Below are 22848 nucleotides of genomic sequence, written 5' to 3' on the forward strand. Positions count from 1 at the left end.
TGCTGCGCGGCACGAAGCGTGAAGACGTGGAGCGTGGTCAGGTTCTGGCCAAGCCGGGTTCGATCAACCCGCACACGCACTTCACGGCTGAAGTGTACGTGCTGAGCAAGGACGAAGGCGGCCGTCACACGCCGTTCTTCAACAACTACCGTCCGCAGTTCTACTTCCGTACGACGGACGTGACGGGCTCGATCGAGCTGCCGAAGGACAAGGAAATGGTGATGCCGGGCGACAACGTGTCGATCACGGTGAAGCTGATCAACCCGATCGCAATGGAAGAAGGCCTGCGCTTCGCAATTCGCGAAGGCGGTCGTACGGTCGGCGCTGGTGTCGTCGCAAAGATCATCGAGTAAAATCGTCGATTGCTGTAGCAGTATGTAGCGCCCCGGCTCGGGCGCCCGCTCTCCGCCAGCGCCCGAGCCTACGTTCTTTTTCTACTCGGCGGTGCAATATCGCCTCGCTCTTTCCAAGGAATTTGTCATGCAGAACCAGAAAATCCGCATTCGCCTGAAGGCTTTCGACTATCGCCTGATCGATCAATCGGCAGCTGAAATCGTCGATACGGCAAAGCGGACTGGCGCAATCGTTCGTGGTCCGGTGCCCCTGCCGACTCGCATTCAACGCTTCGACATCCTGCGTTCGCCGCACGTCAACAAGACGTCGCGCGATCAGCTGGAAATCCGCACGCACCAGCGTCTGATGGACATCGTCGATCCGACGGACAAGACCGTCGACGCGCTGATGAAGCTGGACCTGCCGGCCGGCGTGGACGTTGAAATCAAGCTGCAGTAAGGCTTCCAGCCCTTGTCCGACAACCCGGACAGCGCTAAGTCTTTGATTGCTTGCGGAAAACGAAAAGGCTCGCTATACTAGTGAGCTTTTCGCGCATTTGCGTAAAAAAGTCGGCGTGCTGCAGCATGGTTTCATGCCCGAAACGGCGCCGACATTTTGTAAATTAGCCCCGACCAATCGCAGTCGGGAATGGAGAAAACGATGAGCCTTGGACTCGTAGGTCGCAAGGTTGGCATGACCCGTATCTTCACGGCTGAAGGGGATTCGATTCCCGTCACCGTGCTGGACGTGTCCGACAACCGCGTGACGCAGATCAAGACTGTTGAAACCGACGGCTACACAGCCGTGCAGGTTGCTTTCGGTTCGCGCCGTGCATCGCGCGTGACGAAGCCGTTGGCAGGTCATCTCGCCAAAGCTGGCGTTCAAGCCGGTGAAATCCTCAAAGAATTCCAGATCGATGCCGCCAAGGCTGCCGAGCTGTCGAACGGCACCGTGGTTGGCCCTGAGCTGTTCGAAGTAGGCCAGAAGGTCGACGTGCAAGGTGTGTCGATCGGTAAGGGCTACGCCGGTACCATCAAGCGTTACAACTTCTCGTCTGGCCGTGCATCGCACGGTAACTCGCGCTCGCACAACGTGCCGGGTTCGATCGGTATGGCGCAGGATCCGGGTCGTGTTTTCCCGGGTAAGCGCATGACCGGTCACATGGGTGACGAGAAGGTAACGGTGCAAAACCTCGAAATCGCTCGTATCGACGCTGACCGCAAGCTGCTGCTGGTCAAGGGCGCCGTTCCGGGTGCGAAGGGTGGCAAGGTATTCGTTACGCCGGCCGTGAAGACGCGTGCCGTGAAAGGAGCGAAATAATGGAACTTAAGCTCCTGAATGCCAATGGTCAGGAAGGTGCAGGCGTTAGCGCGTCGGACGTCGTGTTCGGCCGCGATTACAACGAAGCCCTGATTCACCAGGTGGTGGTTGCGTACCAGGCGAATGCTCGTAGCGGTAACCGCGCGCAGAAGGATCGTGAGCAGGTCAAGCACACGACCAAAAAGCCGTGGCGCCAGAAGGGTACGGGCCGTGCCCGTGCCGGTATGTCGTCGAGCCCGCTGTGGCGCGGCGGTGGCCGTATCTTCCCGAATTCGCCGGAAGAAAACTTTTCGCACAAAGTCAACAAGAAGATGCATCGCGCAGGTCTCTGCTCGATCTTCTCGCAACTGGCCCGCGAAGGCCGCATCTCGGTGGTCGACGAGCTGACGCTCGAGGCGCCGAAGACGAAGCTGCTGGCTGAAAAATTCAAGGCGATGGGTCTCGACTCCGTGCTGGTGATTACCGACACGGTTGACGAAAACCTGTACCTCGCGTCGCGCAACCTCGCCCACGTGGCGGTTGTCGAGCCGCGTTACGCCGACCCGCTGTCGCTGATCTACTTCAAGAAGGTCCTGATCACGAAGGCTGCGGTCGCCCAGATTGAGGAGTTGCTGTCATGAGCGAGATTCGCAAGAACGATCATCGTTTGATGCAGGTCCTGCTCGCGCCGGTGGTCTCCGAAAAGGCGACGCTGGTTGCTGACAAGAACGAGCAGGTTGTGTTCGAAGTCGCGCCGGATGCCACGAAGCAGGAAGTGAAAGCTGCAGTCGAGCTGCTGTTCAAGGTGGAAGTCGATTCCGTCAACGTGCTGGTCGCGAAGGGCAAGGCCAAGCGCTTTGGCCGCTTCATGGGCAAGCGCAAGGACGTGAAGAAGGCGTATGTCTGCCTGAAGCCCGGCCAGGAAATCAACTTTGAAGCGGAGGCCAAGTAATCATGGCAATCGTGAAAGTTAAGCCGACTTCGCCGGGCCGCCGCGCGATGGTCAAGGTGGTCAACAAAGAACTGCACAAGGGCAAGCCGTTTGCGGCACTGCTCGACACGCAGTCGTCGACCGCCGGCCGTAACAACAACGGTCACATCACCACGCGTCACAAGGGTGGTGGTCACAAGCATCACTATCGTGTCGTCGACTTCCGTCGTACGAAAGATGGTATTCCGGCAAAGGTTGAGCGTCTTGAGTACGACCCGAACCGTAGCGCGAACATCGCGTTGGTTCTGTACGCAGACGGCGAGCGCCGCTACATCATCGCTCCGAAGGGTATCACCGTCGGTCAGCAACTGATGTCAGGTTCGGAAGCTCCGATCCGCGCAGGTAACACGCTGCCGATCCGCAACATTCCGGTCGGTACGACGATTCACTGCATCGAAATGCTGCCGGGCAAGGGCGCGCAAATGGCGCGTTCGGCTGGCACGTCGGCAATGCTGCTGGCTCGCGAAGGCGTCTACGCGCAGGTTCGTCTGCGTTCGGGCGAAATCCGCCGCGTGCACGTTGAGTGCCGCGCGACGATCGGGGAAGTGGGTAACGAAGAGCACAGCCTCCGTCAAATCGGTAAGGCTGGCGCGAACCGCTGGCGCGGTATCCGCCCGACGGTGCGTGGCGTTGCAATGAACCCGGTCGACCACCCGCACGGTGGTGGCGAAGGCAAGACTGCGGCAGGCCGCGATCCGGTGAGCCCGTGGGGCACGCCGACGAAGGGCTATCGCACCCGCAGCAACAAGCGCACGACGAGCATGATCGTCCAGCGCCGTCACAAGCGTTAAGGAGTAGGCAATGGCACGTTCTATTAAGAAAGGTCCGTTCTGCGACGCCCATTTGCTGAAGAAGGTTGAGGCGGCTGCAGCATCGCGTGACAAGAAACCGATCAAGACCTGGTCGCGTCGCTCGACGATTCTGCCGGACTTCATCGGTCTGACGATCGCCGTTCACAACGGCCGTCAACACGTTCCGGTGTATGTCACGGAAAACATGGTCGGCCACAAGCTTGGCGAGTTCGCACTGACCCGTACGTTCAAGGGTCACGCGGCCGACAAGAAGGCCAAGAAATAAGGGGCAATCAAGATGGAAGTGAAAGCAATTCATCGCGGTGCCCGCATCTCGGCGCAGAAAACGCGCCTTGTGGCTGACCAGATCCGCGGTTTGCCGGTCGACAAGGCGCTGAACGTTCTGACGTTCTCGCCGAAGAAGGCTGCGGGAATCGTGAAAAAGGTCGTGCTGTCGGCGATCGCGAATGCGGAGCACAACGAAGGCGCCGATATCGACGAGCTCAAGATCACGAGCATCTACGTCGACAAGGCAGCGTCGCTGAAGCGTTTTACCGCGCGCGCCAAGGGCCGTGGTAACCGCATCGAGAAGCAATCCTGTCACATCACTGTGACGGTCGGGAATTAAGGGGTCATACGATGGGACAGAAAATTCATCCGACTGGCTTCCGTTTGGCCGTCAGCCGCAATTGGGCTTCGCGTTGGTACGCGAACAACAACAATTTCGCGGCGATGTTGCAGGAAGACATCGGTGTTCGTGAATACCTGAAGAAGAAGCTGAAGAACGCGTCCGTCGGCCGCGTTGTGATCGAGCGTCCTGCAAAGAACGCCCGTATCACGATTTTCAGCTCGCGTCCGGGTGTCGTGATCGGTAAGAAGGGTGAAGACATCGAACTGCTGAAGTCCGAGCTGCAAAAGCGCATGGGCGTTCCGGTTCACGTCAACATCGAAGAAATCCGCAAGCCGGAAACCGACGCGCAACTGATCGCTGATTCCATCACGCAGCAACTCGAGCGCCGGATCATGTTCCGTCGCGCGATGAAGCGTGCGATGCAGAACGCGATGCGTCTGGGCGCTCAAGGCATCAAGATTATGAGCGCTGGCCGTCTGAACGGTATCGAAATCGCCCGTACGGAGTGGTATCGCGAAGGTCGCGTGCCGCTTCATACGCTGCGTGCTGATATCGACTACGCAACGTCGGAAGCAAAGACGACGTACGGCATCATCGGCGTGAAGGTGTGGGTCTACAAGGGCGACACGCTCGGCCGCAACGACGCACCGGTGGTCGAAGAAGTCGCCGAAGAAAAGCGTCCGCGCCGCAACGCACGTCCGGGTGGCGATCGCCGTCCGCGTCGTGATGGTGAAGGTGGTGGCCCGGCAGGTGCACGCCGTGGCGCTCCTCGTCGTGCTGGCGGTGCCGGCGGCGACGGGAAGACTGGAGAATAACGATGCTGCAACCGAAACGCAGAAAGTATCGCAAAGAGCAGAAAGGTCGTAACACCGGCGTTGCTACCCGCGGCAACGCGGTGTCGTTCGGTGAGTTCGGCCTGAAGGCTGTCGGTCGTGGCCGTCTGACCGCGCGCCAGATTGAAGCGGCGCGTCGTGCAATGACGCGTCACATCAAGCGCGGTGGCCGCATCTGGATCCGGATTTTCCCGGACAAGCCGATCTCGACCAAGCCGGCGGAAGTGCGTATGGGTAACGGTAAGGGTAACCCGGAGTACTACGTCGCTGAGATTCAACCGGGCAAGATGCTGTACGAAATGGACGGCGTAACCGAAGAACTGGCGCGCGAAGCGTTCCGTCTCGCTGCAGCGAAGCTGCCGCTGAAGACGACGTTTATCGTGCGTCAGCTCGGCGCCTAAGGAGCAAATGATGAAGGCTTCCGAACTTCACCAGAAAGATCAGGCCGCGCTCAACAAGGAGCTGTCGGACCTGTTGAAGGCGCAATTCGGCCTGCGCATGCAACTCGCGACCCAGCAGCTCACGAACACGAGCCAGCTGAAGAAGGTTCGTCGCGATATCGCACGTGTGCGGACCGTCCTGACTGAGAAGGCGAACCAGAAATGAACGATAGCGTAAAAACCTCGCTCAAGCGGACGCTGGTCGGCAAGGTCGTCAGCAACAAGATGGACAAGACGGTTACCGTGCTGGTCGAGCACCGCGTGAAGCACCCGATCTACGGCAAGTACGTCGTGCGTTCGAAGAAGTACCACGCGCATGACGACGCGAACACGTACAACGAAGGCGACCTCGTTGAAATCCAGGAAACTCGTCCGATTTCGAAGACGAAGGCTTGGGTTGTGGCTCGCCTGGTCGAGGCTGCTCGCGTCATCTAATGTCGCAAAGCTGTAGAAGTAGTTGAAATCGCAGTAAGTTTCGCTTGCAAGACCGAGATTATTTGATATAATCTCGGTCTTCCCTCTTTATGGGAGCCCCGTCGCGGGCGAAGTTGGTGGGGGAAGCGGTTCGGGCGCCAGCCTGTGCCGAAGGATTCACCGGATTGCGATGGCGGGTTTCGTTTGCCGTCGCTGCTGTTCTAACCCAAGCAGCCGATCGGCTGACGGGACCAAGACTGACCGGGAAGCACCATGGTGGTGTGACCGGATTAAGTTGGGAAAGATAAACCATGATCCAGACCGAAACTCGGCTTGAAGTAGCCGACAACACGGGTGCACGTGAAGTCATGTGCATCAAGGTGCTCGGCGGCTCGAAGCGTCGTTATGCCAGCATTGGCGACATCATCAAGGTGACTGTCAAAGAGGCAACGCCGCGCGGGCGCGTGAAGAAAGGCGAAATCTACAACGCCGTGGTGGTTCGCACCGCCAAGGGCGTGCGCCGTCAGGACGGCTCGCTGATCAAGTTCGACGGCAACGCAGCTGTGTTGCTCAACACCAAGCTCGAACCGATCGGTACCCGTATTTTCGGACCGGTCACGCGCGAGTTGCGTAGCGAACGATTCATGAAGATCGTTTCGCTGGCGCCTGAAGTGCTGTAAGGAGTCGCGATGAACAAGATTCGCAAGGGTGACGAAGTTATCGTCATCACCGGCAAAGATAAGGGCAAGCGTGGCGTTGTGCTGGCCGTTCACGGCGAAACCGTGACTGTCGAGGGCATCAACCTCGTCAAGAAGCACGTCAAGCCGAACCCGATGAAGGGTACGACTGGCGGCGTGGAAGCCAAGACGATGCCGCTGCAAATTTCGAACGTCGCATTGGTCGACGCGAATGGCAAGCCATCGCGTGTAGGCATCAAGGTCGAAGGAGACAAGAAGGTCCGTTTCCTGAAGACGACCGGTGCCGTGCTGAGCGCCTGACGCTGCGGAGTAAAAAATGGCTCGTTTGCAAGAGTTTTACAAAGAGAAAGTTGTACCCGGCCTCATCGAGAAGTTCGGTTACAAGTCCGTGATGGAAGTGCCGCGCATCACCAAGATCACCCTGAATATGGGTCTTGGCGAAGCCGTCGCTGACAAGAAGATCATCGAAAACGCCGTTGGCGATCTGACGAAGATCGCCGGTCAGAAGCCGGTGATCACGAAGGCACGCAAGGCAATCGCTGGCTTCAAGATCCGTCAGGGCTATCCGATCGGCGCCATGGTCACGCTGCGTGGCCAGGCAATGTACGAATTCCTCGACCGTTTCGTGACGGTTGCGCTCCCCCGCGTGCGCGACTTCCGTGGCGTCTCGGGCAAGGCTTTCGATGGTCGCGGCAACTACAACATCGGTGTGAAAGAGCAGATCATTTTCCCCGAAATCGACTACGACAAGATCGACGCACTGCGTGGGCTGAACATCAGCATCACGACGACTGCGAAGACTGACGACGAAGCAAAGGCTCTGCTCGCCAGCTTCAAGTTCCCGTTCAGAAACTGAGGTTACCGTGGCTAAACTGGCACTGATCGAACGTGAAAAGAAGCGTGCTCGCCTCGCCGCCAAGTACGCTCCCAAGCGTGCTGCACTGAAGGCAATCATTGGCGACATGAGCAAGTCGGAAGAAGAGCATTACGCAGCACGTCTGGAACTGCAGCAACTGCCGCGAAACTCTAACCCGACCCGTAAGCGCAATCGTTGCGCAATTACCGGTCGTCCGCGCGGCACGTTCCGTAAATTCGGCCTGGCGCGTAACAAGATTCGTGAAATCGCGTTCCGCGGCGAGATTCCTGGCCTGACCAAGGCGAGCTGGTAATAGGAGAAACATAAATGAGCATGAGTGATCCTATCGCCGATATGCTGACTCGCATCCGCAATGCGCAGATGGTCGAGAAGGTTTCGGTGACTATGCCCTCGTCGAAAGTCAAGGTTGCGATTGCGCAGGTCCTGAAGGACGAAGGTTATATCGACGGTTTCGCAGTGAAGTCCGAAGGTGCGAAGTCGGAATTGAACATCGTGTTGAAGTATTACGCTGGCCGTCCGGTCATCGAGCGCATCGAACGCGTCTCGAAGCCTGGTCTGCGTGTGTACCGCGGCCGTAACGACATCCCCGTGGTCATGAATGGCCTGGGCGTGGCAATCGTGTCGACGCCGAAGGGCGTGATGACGGACCGCAAGGCACGTGCAACGGGCGTTGGCGGCGAAGTCATCTGCTACGTCGCTTAAGGCCGAAAGGAGAGAAACATGTCTCGAGTAGGTAAGAGCCCGATCGCGCTGCAAGGCGCGGAAGTGGCCCTGAGCGCCGACAGCATCACTGTCAAGGGGCCGCTGGGTACGATTTCGCAGGCTGCTAACAGCCTCGTGAAGGTGGTGAACGACAACGGCACGCTGAAGTTCGAGCCGGTCGATGAAAGCCGCGAAGCGAATGCGATGTCGGGCACGATGCGCGCACTGGTTGCGAACATGGTGCACGGCGTGACGAAGGGTTTCGAGCGCAAGCTGACGCTGGTTGGCGTTGGTTATCGCGCACAGGCGCAAGGCGACAAGCTGAACCTGTCGCTGGGTTTCTCGCACCCGGTGGTGCACCAGATGCCGGCTGGCGTCAAGGCAGAAACCCCGTCGCAAACCGAAATCGTGATCAAGGGGATCAACAAGCAACAAGTCGGTCAAGTCGCTGCAGAAGTGCGCGGCTACCGTCCGCCGGAGCCCTACAAGGGCAAGGGCGTGCGTTACGCCGATGAGGTTGTGATCCTCAAAGAAACGAAGAAGAAGTAAGGGTGCGCAATCATGGATAAGACTCAATCTCGCCTGCGCCGCGCTCGTCAGACGCGTATCAAGATCGCTGAGCTGCAGGTCGCGCGTCTCGCCGTGCATCGCACGAACACGCACATCTATGCGCAAGTGTTCTCGCCGTGCGGCACCAAGGTGCTCGCCAGCGCGTCGACGCTCGAAGCCGAAGTGCGTGCGCAACTGGCCGATCAATCGGGCAAGGGCGGCAACGTTGCTGCTGCGACCCTGATCGGCAAGCGCATTGCAGAAAAGGCTAAGGCTGCCGGCATCGAATCCGTCGCCTTCGACCGTTCGGGTTTCCGTTACCACGGCCGCGTGAAAGCGCTGGCTGATGCGGCGCGCGAAGCCGGACTCAAGTTCTAAGGGAAGAATTCGTCATGGCAAAGATGCAAGCTAAAGTTCAGGCTGACGAACGCGACGACGGCCTTCGTGAAAAGATGATCTCGGTCAACCGCGTGACCAAGGTGGTGAAGGGTGGCCGTATTCTCGGCTTCGCTGCACTGACCGTGGTTGGCGACGGTGATGGCCGCGTCGGTATGGGCAAGGGTAAGGCCAAGGAAGTGCCGGTCGCTGTCCAGAAGGCGATGGAACAGGCTCGGCGCAACATGTTCAAGGTGCCGCTGAAGAACGGTACCCTGCAACACGAAGTGCACGGCAAGCACGGCGCATCGACGGTCCTCCTCGCTCCGGCGAAGGATGGTACTGGTGTGATCGCTGGCGGCCCGATGCGCGCAGTGTTCGACGTGATGGGCGTGCAGAACGTCGTGGCTAAGAGCCACGGTTCGACGAACCCGTACAACCTCGTTCGTGCGACGCTCGACGGCCTGCGCAAGCAGTCCACGCCGGCCGACATCGCTGCGAAGCGTGGCAAGTCCGTCGAAGAAATTCTGGGCTAAAAGGTGGACACCATGTCTGATAAAACTGTCAAGGTCCAGCTCGTCAAGAGCCTGATCGGCACCCGTGAATCGCACCGTGCAACGGTGCGTGGCTTGGGCCTGCGCCGACTCAACTCGGTTAGCGAGTTGCAGGATACGCCGGCTGTGCGCGGCATGATCAACAAGGTTTCGTACCTCGTTAAGGTCATCAGCTAAGCGGCTGATCAGGACTCAAGGAGTTGATAATGGAATTGAATAACCTGAAGCCGGCTGAAGGCGCGAAGCACGCAAAGCGTCGCGTTGGTCGCGGCATCGGCTCCGGCCTCGGCAAGACCGCTGGCCGTGGTCATAAGGGTCAGAAGTCGCGTTCGGGCGGCTTTCACAAGGTTGGCTTCGAAGGCGGTCAAATGCCGCTGCAACGTCGCCTGCCGAAGCGTGGCTTCACCTCGCTGACGAAGGAATTCGTCGGTGAAGTGCGTCTTTCGGATCTGGAGAAGCTGCCGGTCGACGAAGTCGATCTGCTGGCTCTCAAACAAGCCGGCCTGGTCGGCGAGCTGATCCGTAGCGCCAAGATCATTGCAACGGGCGAGCTCAAGCGCAAGGTCGTTGTGAAGGGTCTGGGTGCGACGAAGAGCGCACGCGCTGCTATCGAAGCAGCCGGTGGCTCGTTTGCCGAGTAACGCGCAAGTTATTTGCCGTCACTAGCATTTGCATCGGAGAAGGTACTTGGCTAACAGCCCGAGTCTCGCAAAACCCGGTCGCAGCGCGGCGAAGTTTGGCGATCTGCGTCGGCGAGCAGTGTTCTTGCTGCTGGCGCTGGTCGTCTACCGTATCGGCGCGCATATTCCGGTGCCGGGTATCGACCCGGACCAACTGGCGAAGTTGTTCCAAAGCCAGTCGGGCGGCATCCTTGGCATGTTCAACATGTTCTCGGGTGGCGCACTTTCGCGGTTCACGATTTTCGCGCTGGGGATCATGCCGTACATTTCGGCGTCGATCATCATGCAGTTGCTGGCGATTGTCTCGCCGCAACTCGAGGCGCTGAAAAAGGAAGGGCAGGCAGGTCAACGGAAGATTACGCAGTACACGCGGATCTTCACGGTTGTGCTGGCGACGTTCCAGGCGTTCGGTATTGCCGTCGCGCTGGAAAATCAGCCGGGCCTCGTGATCGATCCGGGAATGGTTTTCCGGTTGACGACGGTCGTGACGCTGGTGACCGGCACGATGTTCCTGATGTGGCTGGGTGAGCAGATCACGGAGCGCGGGCTTGGCAACGGTATCTCGATCATCATTTTTGGCGGTATTGCGGCGGGTTTCCCGAACGCAATCGGTGGGCTCTTTGAACTGGTGCGAACCGGCTCGATGAGTATCATCTCGGCGATTATTGTCGTCGCGCTGATTGCTGCTGTGACGTATCTGGTGGTGTTCATCGAGCGCGGCCAGCGCAAGATTCTTGTGAACTATGCGAAGCGGCAGGTGGGCAACAAGATTTACGGCGGCCAGTCTTCGCATTTGCCGCTGAAGCTGAACATGTCGGGAGTGATTCCGCCGATCTTCGCATCGTCGATCATTCTCTTCCCGGCAACTATCCTGAACTGGTTCAGTTCGGGTTCGCGTACCAGCTGGTTCGCAGACACGTTGCACAACGTGGCCGAAGCCCTGAAGCCCGGTCAACCCGTGTACGTGTTGCTGTACGCGTTGGCGATCGTTTTCTTCTGCTTCTTCTACACCGCACTGGTGTTCAACAGCAGGGAAACGGCCGACAACCTGAAAAAGAGTGGCGCTTTCGTCCCTGGCATCCGCCCGGGCGATCAGACGGCGCGATATATCGACCGCATCCTTACGCGTCTGACGCTGGCCGGTGCGATCTACATCGTGTTCGTTTGCCTGCTGCCCGAATTTCTGGTGCTGCGCTGGAACGTGCCGTTTTATTTTGGTGGAACGTCGCTGCTGATCATTGTCGTCGTCACAATGGATTTCATGGCGCAGGTGCAGTCGTACGTTATGTCGCAACAGTATGAATCGCTGCTCAAGAAAGCTAATTTCAAAGGCGGCGGCGTCCCGATGCGTTGAAAGGACTTATGGCCAAAGACGATGTGATCCAGATGCAGGGCGAAGTAATTGAGAACCTGCCTAACGCTACCTTCAGGGTGAAGCTGGAAAACGGCCATGTCGTGTTGGGACACATATCCGGCAAGATGCGGATGCACTACATCCGAATCCTGCCGGGCGACAAGGTGACGGTTGAATTGACGCCTTACGATCTGTCGCGTGCGCGGATCGTCTTCCGGGCGAAGTGATTTGAAAAAAGGGTAATATCATGAAAGTGATGGCATCGGTTAAGCGCATTTGCCGCAATTGCAAGATTATCAAGCGCAAAGGCGTTGTGCGCGTGATTTGCAGCTCTGATCCGCGCCACAAACAGCGTCAAGGCTGAACGCCGCGCTTTTGCTTGCGCTTTTTGTTTGAGGAAAAACAATGGCTCGTATCGCAGGGGTTAACATCCCGAATCACCAGCATACTGAAATCGGCCTGACGGCTATTTACGGTATCGGTCGCACGCGCTCGCGCGACATTTGCGTCGCTGCTGGTGTGGCATTTTCGAAGAAGGTCAAAGACCTGACTGACGCAGACCTCGAAAAGCTGCGTGAAGAAGTCGGCAAGTTCATCGTTGAAGGCGATCTGCGCCGTGAAACGACGATGAACATCAAGCGCCTGATGGATCTCGGCTGCTATCGTGGCGTGCGGCATCGTAAGGGTCTCCCCCTGCGCGGCCAGCGTACGCGTACGAATGCCCGTACGCGCAAGGGTCCGCGTCGTGCAGCGCAATCGCTGAAGAAGTAAGCGGAACTGACAGTTACAGGAAAACGTAATGGCTAAGGCTTCGAACAACTCCGCGGCGCAACGCGTTCGCAAGAAGGTCAAGAAGAACGTCGCCGAGGGCGTGGTTCACGTTCACGCGTCGTTCAACAACACCATCATCACGATCACCGATCGTCAAGGCAACGCGCTTGCCTGGGCAACCTCGGGCGGTCAGGGCTTCAAGGGTTCGCGTAAGTCGACCCCGTTTGCAGCTCAGGTCGCAGCTGAGTCGGCTGGCCGCGTGGCGATGGAATACGGCGTGAAGAACCTCGAAGTGCGGATCAAGGGCCCCGGTCCTGGCCGTGAATCGGCGGTGCGCGCGCTGCATGGTCTTGGCATCAAGATCACCGCGATCTCCGACGTGACGCCGGTCCCGCACAACGGCTGCCGTCCGCCGAAGCGTCGTCGTATCTAAGACGCGGGTTTTGCGAGCGCCTGTTGCCGCCTTGCGCGGCGGCGGGCTGCGCGCGTTATTGAATTGACTAAGCCCACCGTTCGACCCAAAGGGTTCGGACTAGCGCGAGTGGAAGCACTCGCGTGATTAATCACAGAAGGAATCAACGTGGCACGTTATATCGGCCCCAAGGCCAAGCTGTCCCGCCGTGAAGGCACTGACCTCTTCCTGAAGAGCGCTCGCCGTTCGCTCGCTGACAAGTGCAAGCTGGACAGCAAGCCCGGCCAGCACGGCCGCACCTCGGGCGCGCGCACGTCCGACTATGGCACGCAGCTCCGCGAGAAGCAAAAAGTAAAGCGTATCTACGGTGTCCTCGAGCGCCAGTTCCGTCGCTACTTCGCTGAAGCAGACCGCCTGAAGGGCAACACGGGTGAAAACCTGCTGCAACTGCTCGAATCGCGTCTGGACAACGTCGTGTATCGGATGGGCTTCGGCTCGACGCGTGCCGAAGCACGGCAGCTGGTTGGCCACAAGGCAATCACCGTGAACGGCGTCGTGACGAACATCCCGTCGATGCAAGTGAAGGCTGGCGACGTCGTCGCTGTACGCGAACAGAAGCGGAAGCAGGCTCGCATCATCGAGGCGCTGTCGCTCGCCGAACAAGGCGGCATGCCGAGCTGGGTTGCGGTCGACGCGAAGAAGTTCGAAGGTACCTTCAAGCAGAAGCCGGAACGCAGCGACATCGCTGGCGACATCAACGAAAGCCTGATCGTCGAATTGTATTCGCGGTAATCGGATTGACGGCCGGGGCGCCCTGATTGCGTTGCGCAAGGGGGTGTCTCGGCTGTTTATTTTCAGGTTGTTACCGGTCAGCCTTATCGGTGTAACGAGCCGAGGGTATTGAAAAGGAAAACCTATGCAAACCAGTTTGTTGAAGCCCAAGATCATTGCAGTTGAATCGCTTGGCGAGAGCCACGCGAAAGTGGTCATGGAACCGTTTGAACGCGGTTATGGCCACACCTTGGGTAACGCGCTTCGGCGCGTGCTATTGTCGTCGATGGTCGGTTATGCCCCGACCGAGGTGACGATTGCAGGCGTCGTGCATGAGTATTCGACGCTCGACGGTGTGCAAGAGGATGTGGTCAACCTGTTGTTGAACCTGAAGGGCGTCGTCTTTAAGCTGCATAATCGTGACGAAGTGACGGTTACGCTGCGCAAGGAAGGCGAAGGCGTGGTAACCGCCGGTGATATCGAACTCGCACACGATTGCGAAGTCATCAATCCGGACCACGTGATTGCGCATCTGTCGAAGGGTGGCAAGCTCGACGTGCAGATCAAGGTGGAAAAGGGCCGCGGCTATGTGCCGGGCAATGTGCGTCGTTACGGTGAAGAGTCGGCCAAGATTATCGGCCGAATCGTGCTGGACGCGTCGTTTTCGCCGGTTCGTCGCGTGAGCTACGCGGTGGAAAGCGCTCGTGTCGAGCAGCGCACCGACCTCGACAAACTCGTGATGAACATCGAAACCAACGGTGTGATTTCGCCGGAAGAAGCGATCCGCCAATCGGCGCGCATTCTGGTCGATCAGCTGTCGGTGTTCGCGGCGCTGGAAGGTACCGAAGCAGCGGCAGAAGCGCCGTCGCGCGCACCGCAGATCGATCCGATCCTGCTGCGCCCGGTCGACGATCTGGAACTGACGGTTCGTTCCGCGAACTGCCTGAAGGCCGAGAACATCTACTACATCGGCGACCTGATCCAGCGTACCGAGAACGAGCTGCTCAAGACTCCGAATCTGGGTCGCAAGTCGCTGAACGAGATTAAGGAAGTTCTGGCATCGCGCGGTCTGACGCTCGGCATGAAGCTCGAAAACTGGCCGCCAGCTGGTCTCGACAAGTAAGCGGACAGCTTGGTTGGGTGTAACCCACGAATTGCACTGCTGTACTGTACTGGCAAAGACGCGGATTTTCCTTTAAAATCCGCGTCTTGTCTTTTTTAACTACCGGCCCGTGCGCTCACTGTTTGCTGCAGAGCGAGTGCGATAGAAGAGCTGGACCAAAACTTTGAACTGAAGGAATTAACATGCGTCACCGTCATGGTCTGCGGAAACTGAACCGCACGAGCAGCCACCGTCTGGCAATGCTCCGTAACATGTCCAACTCGCTGATCGAGCACGAAGTCATCAAGACCACGCTGCCCAAGGCGAAGGAACTACGTAAAGTCGTCGAGCCGCTGATCACGCTCGGCAAGAAGCCGTCGCTGGCAAACCGTCGTCTGGCGTTCAACCGCCTGCGCGATCGTGACTCGGTCACGAAGCTGTTTGACGTGCTCGGCCCGCGCTACGCAAACCGTCCGGGCGGCTACCTGCGCGTGCTGAAGTTCGGCTTCCGCGTTGGTGACAATGCGCCGATGGCACTGGTTGAACTGCTCGACCGTCCGGAAGTTGAAGAAACGGAAGTGCAAGAGGCAGAGTAAGCTTTTTGGTTCCGACGAAAGGCCAGGCGCATCGCCTGGCTTTTTTGTTTTTGGCGGCGGACTTTTCATCGATCCCGAAAGCCGTGTCCCAGTGACCAAATGCCGCGGCCGCAGTGCGGCGCGCGCTGCGGGGCGACAAGGCCAGGTGATACGATATCGAGATCGAAATCCTACGCCACCGGAACCTGGTGTGAGTGTGAACGTGACCTTGGTGCTGACGACGGTGCCGGATGTGGCCATCGCTCAAAAACTCGCGGCCGACGCGCTCGCCGCGCGTCTTTGTGCATGCGTCACGCAGCTCGGCAGCGTGCATTCGAGCTATCACTGGCAGGGCGCGATCGAAACGGCGCAGGAAATTCAGCTGTTGTTCAAGACCAGCGCCGCTCGCGCGCTCGAACTGGAGCAATATATTCAGGCTCACCATCCCTACGACACGCCGGAAATCCTCTCATGGCAAGCAACGGCCTCCGCCGCCTACGGCCAGTGGATCACTGCCGAAACCCAACGCCCTCTTCATGTTTAACGGTCTCGACCGGCGCGCGCGCGTAGCGCTGCGCACCGCATTCTTTCTGCTCGGCTGCGTATTCCTCGCGCAACTCGCTACGCTCGCGCGCGCCGCGGACGACTTCCTCGACCCCTCCGTCGCATTCCGGTTCAGTGCGACAGAGCAGCCTGGACAGGTCGTCGTCACCTACAAGATTGCGGACGGTTACTACATGTACCGAGAGCGCTTCGCGTTCGCGACCCGCAACGGCACGGCGACGCTTGGCGAGCCTCAGCTGCCCGCCGGTCACGTGAAGTTCGATCAGACCTTCAACAAAAATGTCGAGACGTATCGCAACGAGCTGACGATTCGGATTCCGGTCAAGCAGGCGGCCGGTTCGTTCGATCTTGCGGTGACGTCACAGGGTTGCGCCGACGCTGGAATCTGCTACCCCCCAATGGAGCGGGTGTACCACGTGAGCGGCGAGGCGCTGCAGCCGGCTGGCAGCGCGGCAGCGGGTCCAACCGTGCAACAATCCGCGGCCACTGACGACGAACCCTGGTACGAACGCGCGACGAGCGCCGACTATGCGCAGACAGTGCTACAGCGGGGCGGTTTCTTCGCGATCGTTGGGCTTTATTTCGTTGCTGGAGCAATTCTGAGCCTGCTGCCGTGCTCGTATCCGATGATTCCGATCGTGTCGGCGATCATCATCGGAGAGGGGGCGCGCGTCACGCGTGGGCGTGGTTTTGCGTTGTCGCTCGCGTATGTGATGGGGATGGCGCTCGTGTACACGGCGCTGGGTGTCGCGGCGGCACTCGTCGGACAGAGTCTCGGCGCATGGCTGCAAAACCCGTGGGTGCTCGGCGCGTTCGGCGGGCTTCTGACGATCTTCGCGCTGCTGCTGATCGCCGGTGTGGATCTCGAACTGCCGCCGCGCTGGCGCGATCGCATGTCGAGCGCGTCAGCGGGACGCCCGGGTGGCAAATTTACCGCGGTCGCCGTGATGGGCGCGCTGTCGGCCCTGGTTGTCGGCGCCTGCATGACCGCGCCGCTTTTTGCGGTGCTCGCGTTCATCGCGCATACCGGCAATGCGATGCTCGGTGGCGCAGCGCTGTTCTCGATGGGCATCGGGCTCGGCCTGCCGCTGCTGATCATTGGTCTCGGCGCGGGTACGCTGCTGCCGCGAGCGGGCAAGTGGATGGACAGCGTAAAAGTGTTCTTCGGCGTGGTTCTGCTCGCCGCGGCGTTGTGGATCGTTTGGCCGGTGCTCGGCGGCCCGGCGACGATGCTGTTGAGTGCCCTCTGGCTGCTCATCGCCGCAGTCGCCCTCGGTCTGTTTTCCAGCTCGGTTGCGGGCGGCTCGATATGGCACCGGCTCGGCCGGGCTGTCGGCGTCGTGATGGCGGTCTGGGCGGCCGCGCTACTAATTGGCCTCGCCGCGGGATCGTCGGACCCGTTGCGACCACTGGCGGTGCTCGCGGCTCGCGCCGGCAATCAGGCGAGCATCGCGAAAGATGGCTCCAACGCGGCCGCAACGGCGTCGCACAGCGATTTGACGTTCGCGCCAGTACGCTCATCGGAGCAGCTCGACCAGGCCGTCAAAACGGCCGCACAGCCTGCGATGCTCGATTTTTACGCGGACTGGTGCGTGAGCTGCAGGGAAATGGAGAAATTCACCTTCAGCGATCCGCGCGTTCAGGCGAAGCTGAAGCAGATGAATCTGCTGCGCGCCGACGTCACGGCGAACAATACCGACGATCAGGCGCTGCTCAAGCGCTTCAAGCTGTTCGGGCCGCCAGGGATTATTTTTTTCGATCAGGGTGGCAAGGAAGTGCTGCGGGTGGTCGGCTACGAATCGGCGGATAAATTCCTGCGCACTCTGGATCGGGCGAGCGCGTCGGGGGTGTAATCGGACGCCGCGGAGGCGTTGCAGGCCGCCGCGGCGCAATGAGCAGCGAAAAAAAACGGAGGCCAAACCCAAAGGTTCGCCTCCGTTTTCTTGTCTGGCAGCCGCGAGCCAAACCTCGCGTTGATTTACTTCTGCGAACGAAGGATCTTCGCGGCATCCAGCGCGAAATACGTCAGCACGCCGTCCGCGCCGGCACGCTTGAACGCGAGCAGGGATTCCATCATGACCTTGTCGTGATCGAGCCAGCCGTTCTGCGCGGCGGCCTTCAGCATCGCGTATTCGCCGCTCACCTGGTACACATAAGTAGGAAACTGCAACTCGTCCTTCACGCGACGCACGATGTCCAGATACGGCATGCCCGGCTTGACCATCACCATGTCCGCACCTTCGTTGATGTCGGCCTGCACTTCGCGCAGCGCCTCGTTCGAATTGGCCGGGTCCATCTGGTAGGTCATCTTGTTGCTCTTGCCGAGGTTCGTCGCGGAACCGACGGCATCGCGGAACGGGCCGTAGAACGCCGAGGCGTACTTCGCCGCGTACGCCATGATGCGCGTGTGGATGTGGTCCTCGCTCTCGAGCATTTCGCGGATCGCGCCGATGCGGCCGTCCATCATGTCCGACGGCGCGACGATGTCGACGCCGGCTTCCGCCTGCGCACGCGCCTGCTCGACGAGGATCTCGACGGTCTCGTCGTTCATCACGTAGCCTGCTTCGTCGAGCACGCCGTCCTGACCGTGGCTCGTGTACGGATCGAGCGCGACGTCGGTGAGCACGCCGAGCTCCGGAAAGTTTTTCTTCAATTCACGCACCGCGCGCGGGATCAAACCCGCCGGGTTGGCTGCCTCGCGGCCTTCTGGCGTCTTCAGAGAGGGCTCGATCGCGGGAAACAGCGACAGCACCGGCACGCCCAGTTCGACGCACTGCTCGGCGACGCCCATCAGCAGATCGACCGACACGCGCTCGACGCCCGGCATCGACGGCACGGCTTGTCGAACGTTGGTGCCTTCGACGATGAATACCGGGTAAATGAGATCGTTGGTGGTGAGGATGTTTTCGCGCATCATGCGGCGCGAGAAGTCGTCACGGCGCATGCGGCGCGGACGGTAGTGCGGGTAGAAGCTCATATCGAACCGAGGATCGTGGATGGGTGGAGTGGACAAATAGCGCCTGGCTCCGCTCCCGGAAACTTTTCGAGACAATGGTATATCATACCGATCGAGCAAGGCGCCTAGCGCTGACCTCCCCGCTTCTCCTCCCTGAGCGGGTGCCTGTCGTTTTTCGATTAGGCTGTTTGACCCGCCGTTCAAGCGGCGGGTTTTTTTATGGGGGGCCGGAAACGCGCTCTGATGCGGGTATTCAAGGCATGTCACGCGTCACGGGCGCTGCGTGATTCTGGCATCGATAGTCATTCAGCCCGCGGCCGGCTTTTCGCCTGATTCGCCCACTGCGTCGGGGATCAGCCAGCTCTCGATCAGCTCATGCGCTTCGTCGAGGCCCGTTCGCTTGAGCGCCGAAAAGAGCTGCGCGCTCAACTCGCCGCGATAGCCGGCGGCCCGATATTCGGCCAGTCCCTTCTGCGCGGTGCGCAAGGCGTTCGTGCTTTCCTGACGCGTCAATTTGTCGCATTTGGTGAGCAGTGTATGGATCGGCTTGCCGGTCGGCGCGAACCACTCGATCATGCGTCGATCGAGATCCGTCAGTGGGCGGCGCGAATCCATCATCAGGATCATGCCGCGCAGTTGCGAGCGCGATTGCAGATACGTGGACAGCAGCGCTTCCCAGTGCGCCTTCGCCGCTCCCGGCACTTCCGCATAACCGTAGCCCGGCAGGTCGACCAGATAGCCGGCCGGCAAATCTGCCTTGCCGACCGAAAAATAGTTGATGTGCTGCGTGCGGCCAGGCGTCTTACTCGCGAACGCAAGTCGCTTCTGATTGCAAAGCACGTTGATCGCCGTTGACTTGCCTGCGTTCGAGCGTCCCGCGAAAGCGATCTCGGGCTGTGCGGTGGCCGGCAGGTCACGCAGATGATTGACGGTGGTATAGAAGCGGGATTCGTGGAGCAGGAAGGGCATGGTGGAAGCCAGATTGGAGACGCCACGGAGACCGCAGCGGGAACGGGGTCAAGCCCGACTGGCGTCTAAGCGATTAGCGAGTTATTGTACAATACGATGGTTTACTGAATACCTTGGGAGCCCGCCCCACGTGCCTTGGCGGCTCCTGGCGGTCCGTCGGTCGCCGTCGTCGTACTTTGCAGAACCTCTAAAATCCCACAAGACGAGACAGGGTGTGCGAATGAATCGACTGTGCAAGACTCTGATGGTGCTTCATGTAACGGCAGGTCTTTCAGGTTTGGCAATTCAGGCACGAGCAGCAGATCCGGCAAAGCCGGACATCAATCGGGGGCAGGCAATCGCGGTACAAGTGTGCGCGTCATGTCACGGGGCAGACGGCAACAGTGCCGGCGGTGCATATCCGAAGCTGGCGGGCCAGCATCCTGAGTATCTCGTCAAGCAGCTCAGAGATTTCAAGACGCAACCGGGCGCCAAACAGGCTGCACGCAATAATGCGATCATGGCAGGCATGGCCGCCGCGCTCTCCGATCAGGACATGATCAACGTTGCGGCTTACTTCTCGACGCAGACGCCCAAGCCAGGCTATGCGCACAATAAGAACACAGTCGCGGTGGGGCAGCAGATCTATCGCGGTGGGATTGCCGACCGGGGCGTGCCGGCCTGCGCGGCCTGCCACGGGCCCACGGGGCAGGGCATTCCGATCCAGTATCCGCGCCTGTCGGGACAGTGGGCCGAGTACTCGGTGACGCAGTTGACCGCGTTCACGCAAGGTCCGGGCGCTCGTAATAACAGCGACGCGATGCATGCGATAGCATCGCGTCTGTCGGACAACGAGATCAAGGCGGTTGCCGACTACATCGCGGGTCTGCATTAAGCGGGTCGCCCGCGCGAATCCAACCGGCCCGGCGAGGTCGGTGAAAAACAAGAAAAGGGTGAGGGTGTCGTAGCTGCGACAGCCCTTCACCCTTTTTTGCTGTTCAGTCGGAGTTTGAATGAGCGTCACCACGTCGGGTCTGCAGTCGAAGTCGGGCAATCGCGTCACGCGCAGCACCGTCGAGCTCCTGAGCTCGATGCGTTTCGCCATTGCGCTGCTCGTGATTCTGTCCATCGCCAGCATCATCGGTACCGTCCTTACGCAGGACGATCCGTATCCCAATTACGTCAACCAGTTCGGTCCGTTCTGGGCGGACATCTTCCGCGCGCTGAGCCTCTACACGGTGTACAGCTCGTGGTGGTTCATGCTGATTCTCGGCTTCCTGATGGTGTCCGTGTCGCTGTGCGTGATCCGCAATGCACCGAAGATGCTCGCCGATGCGAAGAGCTGGAAGGACAAGGTTCGCGAAGGCAGCCTGCGTGCGTTCCATCACAAGGGCGAGTTCGCCGTGCACGGCACGCGCGCGCAGACCGCGGCAGTGCTCGCCAAACTGTCGGCGAAGCTCGGCTACAAGTTCGTCACGCGCGAGTCGGACGGCGCGACGCTGATCGCCGCGAAGCGTGGCGCGCTGACCAAGTTCGGCTACATCTCCGCGCACCTTGCGATCGTCGTGATCTGCCTCGGCGGCCTGCTCGACAGCAATCTGCCGATCAAGCTGCAAATGTGGCTGTTCGACAAGTCGCCGATCAACTCGAACATGGTGATCAACGAGATTTCGCCCGACCATCGGCTGTCGGAGTCGAACCCGACGTTCCGCGGCTACGCGTGGGTGCCGGAGGGGCAGCACGTGTCGACCGCGATCCTGAACCAGCCCAACGGTTCGTTGATTCAGGACCTGCCGTTTTCGATCGAACTGAACAAGTTCATCGTCGATTACTACACGACCGGCATGCCGAAGCTGTTCGCGAGCGACATCGTCGTCGTCGATCACAAGACCGGCGCGCGCGTCCCGGCACGCGTCGAGGTCAACAAGCCGTTCGAATACGATGGCGTGTCAATTTATCAGTCGAGCTTCCAGGACGGCGGCTCGCAGATGCAGATGACCGCCTTCCCGATGTCTGGCCCCAGCGCGAAGTCCGCGCCGTTTGGCGGCACGATCGGCGGCAGCGCGCCGTTGAGTTCGGCCACACCGCTCGCCGATGGCCAGACCGTCGAATTCACCGACTTCCGCGCGATCAACGTCGAAAACATCTCGAACGCCAATGGCCAGAACGATGCGCGCGGGGTCGCCGCGCAGCACTCGCTGAAGGAAGCGTTCGACGAGCGACTCGGTTCCGGCGCGAAATCGTCGAAGCCGCTCGATCTGCACAACGTCGGCCCGTCGGTGCAATACAAGATTCGCGGCAAGGATGGCCAGGCGCGCGAGTACAACAACTACATGCTGCCCGTCGACGTGAACGGCGAGAAGATGTTCCTCGCCGGCATGCGCTTGAATCCCGACGACCCGTTCCGCTACCTGCGCATTCCCGCCGACAGCGGCGGCACGCTCAAGGAATGGATGAACCTGCGCGCCACGCTCGAAGACCCGAACCAACGCGCCATCGCCGCTCATCAGTTCGCGCAGCGCTCGGTGCCGGGTGCGAACGCTGAGTTGCAGCAGCATCTGGAGGAAAGCGCGCAGCGGGTGCTGACCCTGTTTGCGGGCGCCGATGCCGGCATGAAGATGCCGAACGGCGAAACGCTCGGCGGCTTCCAGGCGGTCGCTGGGTTTATCGACCGCTCGGTACCGAAGGGCGAGCAGGAAAAGGCCGCGGGCCTGCTGCTTCGGATGCTCGAAGGCGTCACGTGGGACCTGTGGCAACTGTCACGCCAGCGGCTCGGCGAGCCCGCCGCGCCCGCCAATGCAGACACGAGCCGCTTCATTCAGAGTTCGCTAAATGCGATATCCGACAGCTTTCTGTATGGATCACCGGTCTATTTGCAGCTTGACTCATTCAAGCAGGTGCAAGCTTCGGTATTTCAGTTGACGCGCGCACCGGGCAAAAAAGTCGTGTATCTTGGCAGCCTGCTTCTCGTATTGGGCATCTTCTCGATGTTCTACGTTCGCGAACGGCGTCTGTGGTTCTGGCTCAAGGATACGGACCATGGCACCAGCGTCGTGATGGCGATGTCGAGCGCGCGTAAGACGCTAGACTTCGAGAAGGAGTTCGTCCAGACGCGCGACGCCGTGAGCGCCGCACTGGGCGCGAAACTCATCGAAGCAGCCGATGCCCGTCCGGCCGCTCAGGCCGCCGCCCCGTCGGCAAGTTCACAGGATTCGACCCGGTAAGATC

The 22848-nt window shown here is 59.8% G+C and carries 36 protein-coding genes; 34 read left to right on the plus strand and 2 right to left on the minus strand.

Going from position 1 to position 22848, the window contains the following annotated elements; all coding sequences use genetic code 11:
• From GCT19_RS26545 to dsbD, 32 genes are all read left to right on the plus strand, one after another.
• Positions 1-353 (plus strand): EF-Tu C-terminal domain-related protein (locus GCT19_RS26545; protein ID WP_456299582.1); only part of this gene is annotated, 353 nt, incomplete at its 5' end.
• 127 nt (positions 354-480) lie between these two features.
• A complete protein-coding gene (rpsJ, locus tag GCT19_RS26550; RefSeq protein ID WP_006998489.1) occupies positions 481-792 on the plus strand; it encodes a 30S ribosomal protein S10 in 312 nt (103 codons plus the stop codon).
• A 201-nt stretch (positions 793-993) separates the two neighbouring features.
• Positions 994-1653, plus strand: a complete 660-nt coding sequence (gene rplC, locus GCT19_RS26555; RefSeq protein ID WP_026228374.1) for a 50S ribosomal protein L3 — start codon at positions 994-996, stop codon at positions 1651-1653.
• A complete protein-coding gene (gene rplD / locus GCT19_RS26560; protein WP_008923346.1) occupies positions 1653-2273 on the plus strand; it encodes a 50S ribosomal protein L4 in 621 nt (206 codons plus the stop codon). The genes rplC and rplD overlap by 1 nt, the downstream gene beginning before the upstream one ends.
• Entirely contained in the window at positions 2270-2584 is a 315-nt protein-coding gene (gene rplW, locus GCT19_RS26565) for a 50S ribosomal protein L23 (protein WP_008923345.1), read from the plus strand. The genes rplD and rplW overlap by 4 nt, the downstream gene beginning before the upstream one ends.
• A gap of 2 nt (positions 2585-2586) precedes the next feature.
• The gene (gene rplB / locus GCT19_RS26570; protein WP_013090758.1) at positions 2587-3414 is read left to right on the plus strand and encodes a 50S ribosomal protein L2; all 828 of its coding nucleotides are present in this window, start codon (positions 2587-2589) and stop codon (positions 3412-3414) included.
• Between the two features lie 10 nt (positions 3415-3424).
• Entirely contained in the window at positions 3425-3700 is a 276-nt protein-coding gene (rpsS, locus tag GCT19_RS26575; protein ID WP_006998484.1) for a 30S ribosomal protein S19, read from the plus strand.
• Positions 3701-3712: 12 nt separating this feature from the next.
• Positions 3713-4042: a 50S ribosomal protein L22 gene (gene rplV / locus GCT19_RS26580; RefSeq protein ID WP_007730533.1), complete on the plus strand. Its 330-nt coding sequence runs from the start codon at positions 3713-3715 to the stop codon at positions 4040-4042.
• An 11-nt stretch (positions 4043-4053) separates the two neighbouring features.
• Positions 4054-4860: a 30S ribosomal protein S3 gene (gene rpsC, locus GCT19_RS26585; protein WP_012434570.1), complete on the plus strand. Its 807-nt coding sequence runs from the start codon at positions 4054-4056 to the stop codon at positions 4858-4860.
• 2 nt (positions 4861-4862) lie between these two features.
• Complete coding sequence (gene rplP / locus GCT19_RS26590; protein WP_008923342.1) at positions 4863-5279, plus strand: 50S ribosomal protein L16; 417 nt, start codon at positions 4863-4865, stop codon at positions 5277-5279.
• Positions 5280-5289: 10 nt separating this feature from the next.
• Positions 5290-5484 (plus strand): 50S ribosomal protein L29, encoded by a 195-nt coding sequence (gene rpmC / locus GCT19_RS26595; RefSeq protein WP_007180130.1) that lies wholly within the window; start codon positions 5290-5292, stop codon positions 5482-5484.
• Positions 5481-5753, plus strand: a complete 273-nt coding sequence (gene rpsQ / locus GCT19_RS26600; RefSeq protein WP_007180129.1) for a 30S ribosomal protein S17 — start codon at positions 5481-5483, stop codon at positions 5751-5753. Before rpmC ends, rpsQ begins: the two co-directional genes overlap by 4 nt.
• A gap of 290 nt (positions 5754-6043) precedes the next feature.
• A complete protein-coding gene (rplN, locus tag GCT19_RS26605; protein ID WP_006998478.1) occupies positions 6044-6412 on the plus strand; it encodes a 50S ribosomal protein L14 in 369 nt (122 codons plus the stop codon).
• A 9-nt stretch (positions 6413-6421) separates the two neighbouring features.
• The gene (gene rplX / locus GCT19_RS26610; protein WP_008923340.1) at positions 6422-6730 is read left to right on the plus strand and encodes a 50S ribosomal protein L24; all 309 of its coding nucleotides are present in this window, start codon (positions 6422-6424) and stop codon (positions 6728-6730) included.
• 16 nt (positions 6731-6746) lie between these two features.
• The gene (gene rplE, locus GCT19_RS26615) at positions 6747-7286 is read left to right on the plus strand and encodes a 50S ribosomal protein L5 (RefSeq protein ID WP_008923339.1); all 540 of its coding nucleotides are present in this window, start codon (positions 6747-6749) and stop codon (positions 7284-7286) included.
• A gap of 7 nt (positions 7287-7293) precedes the next feature.
• Positions 7294-7599, plus strand: coding sequence for a 30S ribosomal protein S14 (gene rpsN / locus GCT19_RS26620; protein WP_013090757.1), 306 nt, complete (start codon positions 7294-7296; stop codon positions 7597-7599).
• 14 nt (positions 7600-7613) lie between these two features.
• Positions 7614-8009: a 30S ribosomal protein S8 gene (gene rpsH, locus GCT19_RS26625; protein ID WP_013090756.1), complete on the plus strand. Its 396-nt coding sequence runs from the start codon at positions 7614-7616 to the stop codon at positions 8007-8009.
• 18 nt (positions 8010-8027) lie between these two features.
• Positions 8028-8558 (plus strand): 50S ribosomal protein L6, encoded by a 531-nt coding sequence (rplF, locus tag GCT19_RS26630; RefSeq protein WP_018433854.1) that lies wholly within the window; start codon positions 8028-8030, stop codon positions 8556-8558.
• Positions 8559-8570: 12 nt separating this feature from the next.
• A complete protein-coding gene (rplR, locus tag GCT19_RS26635) occupies positions 8571-8936 on the plus strand; it encodes a 50S ribosomal protein L18 (RefSeq protein WP_008923336.1) in 366 nt (121 codons plus the stop codon).
• 14 nt (positions 8937-8950) lie between these two features.
• Complete coding sequence (rpsE, locus tag GCT19_RS26640; RefSeq protein ID WP_004197945.1) at positions 8951-9469, plus strand: 30S ribosomal protein S5; 519 nt, start codon at positions 8951-8953, stop codon at positions 9467-9469.
• 12 nt (positions 9470-9481) lie between these two features.
• Positions 9482-9664 (plus strand): 50S ribosomal protein L30, encoded by a 183-nt coding sequence (rpmD, locus tag GCT19_RS26645; RefSeq protein ID WP_008923335.1) that lies wholly within the window; start codon positions 9482-9484, stop codon positions 9662-9664.
• 29 nt (positions 9665-9693) lie between these two features.
• Positions 9694-10128, plus strand: a complete 435-nt coding sequence (rplO, locus tag GCT19_RS26650; RefSeq protein ID WP_013090754.1) for a 50S ribosomal protein L15 — start codon at positions 9694-9696, stop codon at positions 10126-10128.
• A gap of 46 nt (positions 10129-10174) precedes the next feature.
• Positions 10175-11521, plus strand: a complete 1347-nt coding sequence (secY, locus tag GCT19_RS26655) for a preprotein translocase subunit SecY (protein WP_013090753.1) — start codon at positions 10175-10177, stop codon at positions 11519-11521.
• An 8-nt stretch (positions 11522-11529) separates the two neighbouring features.
• Positions 11530-11748 (plus strand): translation initiation factor IF-1, encoded by a 219-nt coding sequence (gene infA, locus GCT19_RS26660; protein ID WP_004521905.1) that lies wholly within the window; start codon positions 11530-11532, stop codon positions 11746-11748.
• A gap of 20 nt (positions 11749-11768) precedes the next feature.
• Entirely contained in the window at positions 11769-11885 is a 117-nt protein-coding gene (rpmJ, locus tag GCT19_RS26665; protein ID WP_004199844.1) for a 50S ribosomal protein L36, read from the plus strand.
• A 41-nt stretch (positions 11886-11926) separates the two neighbouring features.
• On the plus strand, positions 11927-12292 hold the full coding sequence (gene rpsM / locus GCT19_RS26670) for a 30S ribosomal protein S13 (protein ID WP_008923332.1): 366 nt from the start codon (positions 11927-11929) through the stop codon (positions 12290-12292).
• Between the two features lie 28 nt (positions 12293-12320).
• A complete protein-coding gene (rpsK, locus tag GCT19_RS26675; RefSeq protein ID WP_006052224.1) occupies positions 12321-12725 on the plus strand; it encodes a 30S ribosomal protein S11 in 405 nt (134 codons plus the stop codon).
• Between the two features lie 147 nt (positions 12726-12872).
• Positions 12873-13496 carry a 30S ribosomal protein S4 gene (gene rpsD / locus GCT19_RS26680; protein ID WP_013090752.1) on the plus strand — a complete coding sequence of 208 codons (624 nt, stop codon included), beginning with the start codon at positions 12873-12875 and terminating at the stop codon, positions 13494-13496.
• Between the two features lie 124 nt (positions 13497-13620).
• Positions 13621-14598, plus strand: a complete 978-nt coding sequence (locus tag GCT19_RS26685; RefSeq protein ID WP_007730697.1) for a DNA-directed RNA polymerase subunit alpha — start codon at positions 13621-13623, stop codon at positions 14596-14598.
• A 182-nt stretch (positions 14599-14780) separates the two neighbouring features.
• Positions 14781-15173 (plus strand): 50S ribosomal protein L17, encoded by a 393-nt coding sequence (rplQ, locus tag GCT19_RS26690; protein WP_013090750.1) that lies wholly within the window; start codon positions 14781-14783, stop codon positions 15171-15173.
• A gap of 190 nt (positions 15174-15363) precedes the next feature.
• Positions 15364-15696, plus strand: a complete 333-nt coding sequence (gene cutA / locus GCT19_RS26695; protein ID WP_408582397.1) for a divalent-cation tolerance protein CutA — start codon at positions 15364-15366, stop codon at positions 15694-15696.
• Positions 15689-17569, plus strand: coding sequence for a protein-disulfide reductase DsbD (gene dsbD / locus GCT19_RS26700; protein WP_152853604.1), 1881 nt, complete (start codon positions 15689-15691; stop codon positions 17567-17569). Before cutA ends, dsbD begins: the two co-directional genes overlap by 8 nt.
• A 125-nt stretch (positions 17570-17694) precedes the next feature.
• Here the strand turns inward: dsbD and hemB are convergent, their stop codons facing one another.
• Entirely contained in the window at positions 17695-18693 is a 999-nt protein-coding gene (gene hemB, locus GCT19_RS26705; protein ID WP_018433851.1) for a porphobilinogen synthase, read from the minus strand.
• 285 nt (positions 18694-18978) lie between these two features.
• Positions 18979-19641 (minus strand): ribosome biogenesis GTP-binding protein YihA/YsxC, encoded by a 663-nt coding sequence (yihA, locus tag GCT19_RS26710; RefSeq protein WP_018433850.1) that lies wholly within the window; start codon positions 19639-19641, stop codon positions 18979-18981.
• A gap of 220 nt (positions 19642-19861) precedes the next feature.
• Here yihA and GCT19_RS26715 point away from each other — a divergent pair, with 220 nt between their 5' ends.
• On the plus strand, positions 19862-20515 hold the full coding sequence (locus GCT19_RS26715) for a c-type cytochrome (RefSeq protein WP_026228372.1): 654 nt from the start codon (positions 19862-19864) through the stop codon (positions 20513-20515).
• A gap of 118 nt (positions 20516-20633) precedes the next feature.
• A complete protein-coding gene (locus tag GCT19_RS26720) occupies positions 20634-22844 on the plus strand; it encodes a cytochrome c biogenesis protein ResB (protein ID WP_152853605.1) in 2211 nt (736 codons plus the stop codon).
• Positions 22845-22848 lie beyond the last annotated feature (4 nt).

Origin of the sequence: Paraburkholderia atlantica (assembly GCF_009362785.1) — a bacterium.
Classification (GTDB): Bacteria; Pseudomonadota; Gammaproteobacteria; order Burkholderiales; family Burkholderiaceae; genus Paraburkholderia; species Paraburkholderia atlantica.

Bases quoted from the DNA above. Each gene is read 5' to 3' on its own strand.
- rpsK (WP_006052224.1), top strand. From the start codon at position 12,321: ATGGCTAAGGCTTCGAACAACTCCGCGGCGCAACGCGTTCGCAAGAAG.
- rplR (WP_008923336.1), top strand. From the start codon at position 8,571: ATGGATAAGACTCAATCTCGCCTGCGCCGCGCTCGTCAGACGCGTATC.
- rpsE (WP_004197945.1), top strand. From the start codon at position 8,951: ATGGCAAAGATGCAAGCTAAAGTTCAGGCTGACGAACGCGACGACGGC.
- GCT19_RS26720 (WP_152853605.1), top strand. From the start codon at position 20,634: ATGAGCGTCACCACGTCGGGTCTGCAGTCGAAGTCGGGCAATCGCGTC.
- hemB (WP_018433851.1), bottom strand. From the start codon at position 18,693: ATGAGCTTCTACCCGCACTACCGTCCGCGCCGCATGCGCCGTGACGAC.
- yihA (WP_018433850.1), bottom strand. From the start codon at position 19,641: ATGCCCTTCCTGCTCCACGAATCCCGCTTCTATACCACCGTCAATCAT.
- rplV (WP_007730533.1), top strand. From the start codon at position 3,713: ATGGAAGTGAAAGCAATTCATCGCGGTGCCCGCATCTCGGCGCAGAAA.
- rpsM (WP_008923332.1), top strand. From the start codon at position 11,927: ATGGCTCGTATCGCAGGGGTTAACATCCCGAATCACCAGCATACTGAA.
- rpmC (WP_007180130.1), top strand. From the start codon at position 5,290: ATGAAGGCTTCCGAACTTCACCAGAAAGATCAGGCCGCGCTCAACAAG.
- rpsC (WP_012434570.1), top strand. From the start codon at position 4,054: ATGGGACAGAAAATTCATCCGACTGGCTTCCGTTTGGCCGTCAGCCGC.
- rpsJ (WP_006998489.1), top strand. From the start codon at position 481: ATGCAGAACCAGAAAATCCGCATTCGCCTGAAGGCTTTCGACTATCGC.
- rplX (WP_008923340.1), top strand. From the start codon at position 6,422: ATGAACAAGATTCGCAAGGGTGACGAAGTTATCGTCATCACCGGCAAA.
- rplD (WP_008923346.1), top strand. From the start codon at position 1,653: ATGGAACTTAAGCTCCTGAATGCCAATGGTCAGGAAGGTGCAGGCGTT.
- rplE (WP_008923339.1), top strand. From the start codon at position 6,747: ATGGCTCGTTTGCAAGAGTTTTACAAAGAGAAAGTTGTACCCGGCCTC.
- rpsS (WP_006998484.1), top strand. From the start codon at position 3,425: ATGGCACGTTCTATTAAGAAAGGTCCGTTCTGCGACGCCCATTTGCTG.
- rpmJ (WP_004199844.1), top strand. From the start codon at position 11,769: ATGAAAGTGATGGCATCGGTTAAGCGCATTTGCCGCAATTGCAAGATT.
- rplP (WP_008923342.1), top strand. From the start codon at position 4,863: ATGCTGCAACCGAAACGCAGAAAGTATCGCAAAGAGCAGAAAGGTCGT.
- GCT19_RS26685 (WP_007730697.1), top strand. From the start codon at position 13,621: ATGCAAACCAGTTTGTTGAAGCCCAAGATCATTGCAGTTGAATCGCTT.
- rplF (WP_018433854.1), top strand. From the start codon at position 8,028: ATGTCTCGAGTAGGTAAGAGCCCGATCGCGCTGCAAGGCGCGGAAGTG.
- rplC (WP_026228374.1), top strand. From the start codon at position 994: ATGAGCCTTGGACTCGTAGGTCGCAAGGTTGGCATGACCCGTATCTTC.
- rplB (WP_013090758.1), top strand. From the start codon at position 2,587: ATGGCAATCGTGAAAGTTAAGCCGACTTCGCCGGGCCGCCGCGCGATG.
- GCT19_RS26715 (WP_026228372.1), top strand. From the start codon at position 19,862: ATGAATCGACTGTGCAAGACTCTGATGGTGCTTCATGTAACGGCAGGT.
- dsbD (WP_152853604.1), top strand. From the start codon at position 15,689: ATGTTTAACGGTCTCGACCGGCGCGCGCGCGTAGCGCTGCGCACCGCA.
- rplO (WP_013090754.1), top strand. From the start codon at position 9,694: ATGGAATTGAATAACCTGAAGCCGGCTGAAGGCGCGAAGCACGCAAAG.
- rplN (WP_006998478.1), top strand. From the start codon at position 6,044: ATGATCCAGACCGAAACTCGGCTTGAAGTAGCCGACAACACGGGTGCA.
- rpsQ (WP_007180129.1), top strand. From the start codon at position 5,481: ATGAACGATAGCGTAAAAACCTCGCTCAAGCGGACGCTGGTCGGCAAG.
- rplW (WP_008923345.1), top strand. From the start codon at position 2,270: ATGAGCGAGATTCGCAAGAACGATCATCGTTTGATGCAGGTCCTGCTC.
- rpsH (WP_013090756.1), top strand. From the start codon at position 7,614: ATGAGCATGAGTGATCCTATCGCCGATATGCTGACTCGCATCCGCAAT.
- rpmD (WP_008923335.1), top strand. From the start codon at position 9,482: ATGTCTGATAAAACTGTCAAGGTCCAGCTCGTCAAGAGCCTGATCGGC.
- infA (WP_004521905.1), top strand. From the start codon at position 11,530: ATGGCCAAAGACGATGTGATCCAGATGCAGGGCGAAGTAATTGAGAAC.
- rplQ (WP_013090750.1), top strand. From the start codon at position 14,781: ATGCGTCACCGTCATGGTCTGCGGAAACTGAACCGCACGAGCAGCCAC.